This window comes from Bacteroides sp. UBA939 (assembly GCF_002293435.1).
In the GTDB taxonomy this organism is placed as follows: Bacteria; Bacteroidota; Bacteroidia; order Bacteroidales; family Bacteroidaceae; genus Bacteroides.
The window spans coordinates 19742-27277 of sequence record NZ_DBDF01000099.1 but is presented as its reverse complement, the minus strand read 5'-3'; the positions used below and the strand labels follow the sequence as shown (position 1 = coordinate 27277).

Here is a 7536-nt window from a genome sequence, read left to right as displayed (position 1 = left end):
TGACAAAATGACAATCCCCTTAACTCCTGCGGTATGAATAATGCAGGTTAGGGTGCCTTATATCCTATCAGCCAGCCGGCATCGCTGTCAGTGCTTATGTTGTCCGTTTCGCCGAGAGTAATTTCACGGTGCTTGTCGTCCGCATCGCCGACCGTAGCGTTCACGTCGGCAAATACTACGGTCCCGTTACTGTTATGCACGTTACTTCGAAAAACGCATTTGTTTTGGTCGGCATCTTCAGCATCTGAACCGTAAATGATTCCTCCTGTCTTAACGAAGCGCCCCTGGGTATGAACATTTACACCACCGCCAAGAGCATTGGAATTGTCAGCTACATTTCCTTTGATGACCCCGCCAGTCATGGCAAAAGTACCGCTTCCAATAGACACGCCGCCACCGACACCTCCACTGGAGTTTCGGCTAATCGTTCCTCCCGACATGTTGAATGTACCGGAAGACATGTACACTCCGCCGCCATCTCCATAAGTGTTTTGTCCGCAGGTGTTGCCACTGATTTCCCCGCCCGACATATTGAAAGTACTACGGCTGATAAATACTCCGCCACCATTACAGGAGACGTATTTTCCACAGACATTGCCGCTAATCTCCCCGCCAGACATGGCGAAGGTACTGCCATCTTTAATATACACAGCTCCTCCGGCTTGCAATTCAATGCCGGAATTGAAATTCCCGGTAATTTTTCCGTCTTTCAATTCCAGGTCGGCGTGTTTGAGAAACAGCAGCGGACCTTCATTATCCCGCCAGCCTTGCAGGATAGGACCGTCAATAACGAGTTTCTGTCTCGTATCTCCATTACCGGAAAGACATATCAGGAATCCATCGCCGGAGAGGTCGAGGGTTCCGCTACCCTGCAAGGTAATCGTAAGATTCTCTACGCCGCCGAAAGTGTAGGTAGATGGTAGATCTTCCGTCACTCTGATCGTAGGTGGTACGATAACCCTGCTCTGTACGTTAAGGATATAGGATTTGTCGTTCCCTCCCGCCTTGATGGCATTCACCGCTTTGTTCCAGGTTTCGGTATTGTACACACTGAAAGTATTGGTCTTTTCACCCTCCCCGCCGCCTTCCGCCTGCCACTTGGCGTAAAGCGTTATATTGCCGTTTACAGGGGTTTGGAAGTTGTAAGCGGTAGTAGTTCCGTTTAAATACCAGTATACAAAAGTATAACCCGCTTTGGCAGGATTACCGGTCGGCGCTGTTACTGTTTCCCCGGCTTTCACACGTTGAAGTTTGGGTGTGGGACTCCCTCCGTCAGAATTAAAGGTCACTGTATAAACAGTTTCATTATTAACAATTTCATTTTCAGGGTCGTCTTTTGAACAGGAAGCCATACCCAATAGGATACTTATTAAAGCGATTAACCAAATCTTATTCATATTCATTTGTTTTAATTGGAATTGTATTTTAAAAAAACAAAGGTATTGGAGATATCGCTATCTGTCAATCCTCCAAAAGGGTGAAAATTCATCCTGTCTTTAAATTCACCCTTTTGGAGGATAGGAAGAAGTATGAAAATGAAGTATCTTTGCGAATATTTATTATAGATAGGTTATGAAACAGATTACCTTTTTCTTTTTATTGCTGATGTCGGTTATAAATGCTGTTGGGCAAACACAGAACGTAGATTCATTAGTCAATGTATTGAATACGCAGAAAATTACTGCTGACGAACAAATGGAATTATACCTTAAAATATGCCAAGGCCATTTTTCATCTTTCAATTCAGAAAAGAATCTTTTTTATGCCAGGAAAGGTTTGGCTCTGGCGGAAAAAGAAAATGATAAACTCAGAATCTCCCGGTTTAACGAATATATCGGATATGCTTACTCGGACAATGCAAAGTACGATTCTGCTCTTATCTATCATGAAAAGGCGCTTGCTGTAGCCATAGAGATAGAAAATCAGGAGCAGCAATTAAAAATATATGTGAGCATATCTGGTACCTATGCCACTTGGGGGAAATTTCTTCCCGCACTCGAATACGCTTTGAAAGCTCTTCCACTCAGCGAGAAATTGGAAGACAAGCAACGGAATATGTCGATTCTATTTAATATCGGATCCATTTATACCTCTTTATATAATTACGACAAGGCGATTTCCCATTTTGAACAAGTGCTTTCGTTGGCTGAGCAGTCAGAAGAGTTCCGGCTTTACTACACAAGGAATGCGTATTATCAATTAGGTAAAATCTACAATGACAGGAAAGACTTTGATAAGGCATTGCAATATGCGCAAAACTCGTTGGAAGCCAGTCGGGCTACAAAGCATAAAGTGTACGAAGCGATGAATTTGCAGCTTATGGCACAAATTAGTTATCATAAGGAATCTCCGGATTACGACTTGGCGTTACGCTATGCGGAAGAAAGCGTACGCCTCTCCGAAGAAACTGGTTTTCGTGGCGTAATAGTTGCATCCTTAAATATAATATCCAATGTTTACCGGGCAAAAAAGCACTTCAAAGAATCTGAAGAATTCGCATTCAAGGCATGGGGACTTGATTCTCTTAATATTTCTACGGATATGATGCCTGTTTCAACAAACATCCTGTATAATCTGGTTTACACGAATATCTTCTTAGGCAACAAAGAGAAGGCCGTCCGTTTTCTGCAAAAGTACCATACTGCGATGTTGGATTATACCAGTAAGGATTTCCATCAAACATTAGTGGAAATGGAAGTGAAATACGAAACCGAAAAGAAAGAAATGCATATTGCCTCGTTGGAAAAAGAACGGGAACTGTATGTATGGCTTGGCATTTCGGGCGCATTATTAGCTTTTGTTTTGATAATCTTATTATGGCAAACCAAGAGGAACACCCGAAAAGAAAAACAATTGATTGCCACCCGTTCGGTGTTGGATGGTGAAATGAGGGAACGGGCACGTTTAGCCCAAGACTTGCACGACCGCCTCAGCGGAAATCTTTCGGCAGTGAAAATCGAACTCAGCAGTCAAACAAAAACGTTGCAAAACGTAAGCGACAAATTAGATAACTGTATCCGGGATATCCGTGATGCGGCTCATAACCTAATGCCCACATCCTTGCAATCCGGTATTAAAATAGCATTGGAAGATTATGCCACCCAATTTCCGAACGTCAAGTTCCATTTTTACGGTGAAGAAAAGCGTATCAATGGGCGATTGGAGTTTGTTGTTTATTGTTGTGCTGCCGAATTGATAAACAATGCCATTAAACACTCGGGTGCAAACGAGATTAACCTACAGTTGGTACAAGATGAAAAACATGTTACGCTTACCGTTTCAGATGATGGTTGCGGCTATGATGAAAAAGTAGCTGTAAGAGGTTTTGGGCTGAAAAGCATCCGCGACAGGGTAGCATCCTGCAACGGAACAATAGATATTGTCACTTCTCCCAGTACCGGAACGGAAACAACGATTGAATTGAAAACGGAAAAACTAAACTGATTGAATGATGTTGAACTTACAAATTGTAGATGACCATAAAATGGTTGTAGAAAGTCTGAGTAAACTAATATCCGAATCGGGTATCACCCGGGTGACAGATGTCTATTACAACTTGGAATCATGCCGGAAAGGTTTGAAGGAAAACCTTCCCGATATCTTGTTGCTGGATATCGGCTTGTCCGATGGCGACGGGATAGATTTTTGTGCCGAGATAATGAAAACATATTCAGAATTAAAAGTTGTAATGCTGACCACATACAAAGAATTTAGCATAGCCAAACGAGCCTTGCATAACGGTGCACTGGGTTATATCCTGAAGAATGCCGAAAGTGAAGAAATGCTTGCGGGAATCGAAACAGTAGGCCGGGGAGAACAATTTCTTTGTGAAGAAATAGACTTGTTATTGAAAGAGAAAAGAAACGAAGATATTGTATGGCTCGGTAATCGTGAAAAGGAAGTTCTGAAGTATATTGCCGAAGGTTATACCTCGAAGGAAATAGCCAATCATATTTGTCGGGACGAAGAAACCGTTCGCACTTATCGCCGCAACCTACTTATCAAACTCAACGCTAAAAACACCCCCGAAGCTGTAAAGAAAGGGTATGAAATGAAATTGATTTGGTAAATCTGTAAGTTTGATTACCCCTTCTTCAATATACCATTAACCACACGCACCGAAGATACCAACTTGTCCGTTGAAGTAAACACATCCACATTCCAGACATGCGATGAACGGCCTTTGTGCACTATAGTACCCACTGCCCGCACAGTATCTCCCTCGTGTGCGGAAGAAATATGATTCCCGCTGACTTGCATGCCGACTACTATCTCATCCGGCTTACAGAGCACCATCGAACCAAGTCCGGCAACCGTTTCAGCCAATGCCAGACTGGCTCCACCGTGCAAAATACCGAAAGGTTGCCGGGTACGTTCATCCACCGGCATAGTAGCCTCTACTCTATCTTCGGATATATATGTGTACTGAATACCCAGATTCCCCATCAGGGCATGACGAGCACGTTGGTTAAGTTGATCTAATTCTATCTCAGCAGGACGGATTTCAGAAAGTATCACTTTCTCTACAGCTTCAGCCACTCCATCCTCATCATTGGAAGCAGTAATTCTGTCGGCACATATCTTCACAGAGTCCTGCGCATTTCCCATAGCAATGCCCAGACCCGCAGACTGTATCATAGAAACATCACAAACTCCATCGCCGATAGCAATCACTTCCTCCGAACGGATGCCCAGCTTCTCAAGCAAAACGCCCAAAGTATTCGACTTGTCAATAGAACAAGGTACAACCTCAAGGAAGTAAGGTTCGGAACGAAAGACATCTAACGCACCGTTTAATCTTCTACGCCAGTGTTCTTCCAACTCAATGAGAGCTTCTTCGTTATCACTAACAAGCATACACTTGCAGGGCGCAAAATCTATCGCTATCGAAAACTCTGTTTCTTCAATGATCTTCAAACCATTGAGTTCCGCTTCCAGACGTATGTATTCATTTTCAGGCGAATCGGTAATAATAGTATCTTCTTGATAAGTAAAAATGGCGAAACCGTTCTTGCGTGCCTTTCTCTCAAGATAAGGTAGCATTTCCGGATTTATCCTGCGCTCAAATAACAGCTCACCATTCTGAGCATTGATTATCTGTCCGCCATTATAGGCTAAGATAAAGCCTCCATAATTGCCTAACTCCAAAGTTTTAGCGACAGGCATAAGGCCATACGTCGGTCTACCGGAAGCTAACACGATACGCACTCCCATCTGCTGCACTTTCAACAAGGCCGCCAGCGTACGTTTACTGATTTTTTTCTCACTATCAAGCAAAGTTCCGTCTACATCAAGAACTAATAATTTATACTTCATGACTTACCGTTTTTGAGTTTCCGAAGCAAAGGTAGTCGAAAAAAATACTTAATGAAAGGAAATAAAGAAATAAAAAGTTTATGGAATTTATTGTAAATTTGCAACAGCATGGTCGTTACCGTGCATTTTTTAATTATTTATACGAATTTATTAAAGCGTAATCTTATGGCAGACAACTATTTGGAAAAACAATACGAAGAATATGAAGCCCGAAAAGCGGCTTGGGAAAAAGCGCGCAAATATGGCAAAAAGAAAATGGTAACCCATACCGGTAAAACAAAACAGGAAGATAAGGTTGACGTAAAAACACAAAAAGAAGCAGATTTGTAATAGCCTCGTGTGACAAAACGAAAAACCTTGCGACAGATAGGGTAAATATCAACTCAATTATTTATCTTTGTTAGCTTTCTAAGTTAACATACAAAAAACAATAAATGCAATGAAAGATTTCTTCAAATTTACGCTGGCTACCATCACCGGTATTATTGTGTCAAGCGTTGTGTTGTTTTTAGTCAGTGTACTGATTATATTTGGTATGCTTTCATCATCAGAGTCTGAGACTCAGGTAGGTAAGAACTCGGTTATGATGCTCGATTTGAGCGGTATACTCTCCGAACGCAGTCAGGACAATCCTTTCGACATCTTTATGGGTGAGGATGAAATGATTTGCGGATTAGACGATATCCTGTCGTCTATTCAGAAAGCAAAAGAAAATGAAAACATTAAAGGTATCTACCTGCAAGCAGGTACGATGGGGGCAGGTTTCGCCTCGTTGGAAGAAATCCGTAAAGCGCTCGCCGATTTCAAAACCAGTGGTAAGTTTGTAGTGGCTTACGGTGACCATTATTCACAACGCATTTACCATCTGGCCAGTGTAGCCGACAAAGTGTTACTAAATCCGCAAGGATCAATCGGTTGGTATGGTTTGTCATCGACTCCTATTTTCTACAAAGATCTGCTGAGTAAAATCGGCGTAGAAATGCAAGTATTCAAAGTAGGTACTTACAAATCAGCAGTAGAACCGTTTATCGCTACGGAAATGAGTCCGGCCAATCGCGAACAGGTTACTGTATTTCTGGAAGGTATCTGGGGACAAATGTTGAGCGATGTTTCCGAATCAAGAGGTGTGAGCAAAGAAAAGCTGAATGAGGTTGCCGACAAAATGCTGATGTTCTATCCGGCGGAAGAGAGTGTGCAGGCCGGTCTTGCCGACACCTTAATATATAAGAACGATGTACGTAACTATCTGAAAACCCTCGTCGGCATTGATAAGGATGACAGTATGCCGGTACTGGGATTAAAAGACATGGTAAACGTAAAGAAGAATGTTCCGAAAGATAAGAGCGGAAATATCGTCGCCGTATATTATGCTTATGGAGCTATTGATGCCGGAAGTTCAGGTATAGGTGAAGAAGAAGGTATCAACTCCAATAATGTGATACGTGACTTGCGCAAACTGAAAGATGATAAGGATGTGAAAGCCGTAGTACTGCGCGTGAACTCTCCGGGCGGAAGCGCTTTCGGTTCGGAACAAATATGGCATGTCATTACCGAGTTGAAAAAAGAAAAACCGGTGATTGTTTCTATGGGCGATTATGCCGCATCGGGTGGATACTATATCTCCTGTAATGCAGATAGCATTGTGGCAGACCCTACTACACTGACCGGTTCTATCGGTATCTTCGGAATGTTCCCCAATTATAAAGGACTGACGGATAAAATAGGTCTTTCATTCGATGTTGTAAAAACAAATACATATTCCGACCTCGGAGCAATGGGACGCCCGATGAACGAAGGTGAAAAGGCATTGATGCAAAACATGGTGAACGAAGGGTATGAACTGTTCGTAAAACGTTGCGCAGAAGGCCGTGGTATAACTACGGATGAAATCAAGAAAATTGCAGAAGGTCGTGTTTGGACAGGTGCTAAAGCTAAAGAATTAGGTTTGGTTGATGAAATAGGTGGTTTGGACAGAGCACTGGAAATTGCCGTTCAAAAAGTAAATCTGGAAGCTTACACCGTGTTGGCGTATCCGGGTAAGAAGAGTTTCTTCGAAACTTTGATGGATAGCGATCCGGGTAACTACATTCAGGCTCGTATGCTGAAAGGTAAAGCCGGCGAACTTTACAATCAATTCAATTGGTTGAACAATTTAGAAAACTGCGATAAAATTCAAGCACGTATTCCTTTTGAGCTAAACATCAATTAAAGAAAGGAGTG

5 protein-coding genes and 1 pseudogene are annotated in these 7536 nt (G+C 42.4%); 4 read left to right on the top strand and 2 right to left on the bottom strand.

From position 1 onward, the window contains the following. Window positions 1-47: 47 nt before the first annotated feature. Window positions 48-1397: an InlB B-repeat-containing protein gene (locus B2Z67_RS07060; protein WP_291529115.1), complete on the bottom strand. Its 1350-nt coding sequence runs from the start codon at window positions 1395-1397 to the stop codon at window positions 48-50. A gap of 175 nt (window positions 1398-1572) precedes the next feature. Here B2Z67_RS07060 and B2Z67_RS07055 point away from each other — a divergent pair, with 175 nt between their 5' ends. Both B2Z67_RS07055 and B2Z67_RS07050 read left to right on the top strand, forming a co-directional pair. Then, window positions 1573-3444, top strand: coding sequence for a tetratricopeptide repeat-containing sensor histidine kinase (locus B2Z67_RS07055; protein WP_291529114.1), 1872 nt, complete (start codon window positions 1573-1575; stop codon window positions 3442-3444). A gap of 7 nt (window positions 3445-3451) precedes the next feature. Next, window positions 3452-4069 carry a response regulator gene (locus B2Z67_RS07050; RefSeq protein WP_291529113.1) on the top strand — a complete coding sequence of 206 codons (618 nt, stop codon included), beginning with the start codon at window positions 3452-3454 and terminating at the stop codon, window positions 4067-4069. 14 nt (window positions 4070-4083) lie between these two features. Here B2Z67_RS07050 and B2Z67_RS07045 read toward each other — a convergent pair whose 3' ends face one another. Beyond that, window positions 4084-5316, bottom strand: a complete 1233-nt coding sequence (locus B2Z67_RS07045) for a Cof-type HAD-IIB family hydrolase (RefSeq protein ID WP_291529112.1) — start codon at window positions 5314-5316, stop codon at window positions 4084-4086. A gap of 165 nt (window positions 5317-5481) precedes the next feature. Here B2Z67_RS07045 and B2Z67_RS07040 point away from each other — a divergent pair. Both B2Z67_RS07040 and sppA read left to right on the top strand, forming a co-directional pair. Continuing rightward, window positions 5482-5601, top strand: a pseudogene (locus B2Z67_RS07040) (oxidoreductase); the annotation flags it as partial. A 154-nt stretch (window positions 5602-5755) separates the two neighbouring features. Beyond that, window positions 5756-7525, top strand: a complete 1770-nt coding sequence (gene sppA, locus B2Z67_RS07035) for a signal peptide peptidase SppA (RefSeq protein ID WP_291529110.1) — start codon at window positions 5756-5758, stop codon at window positions 7523-7525. Window positions 7526-7536: the final 11 nt, after the last annotated feature.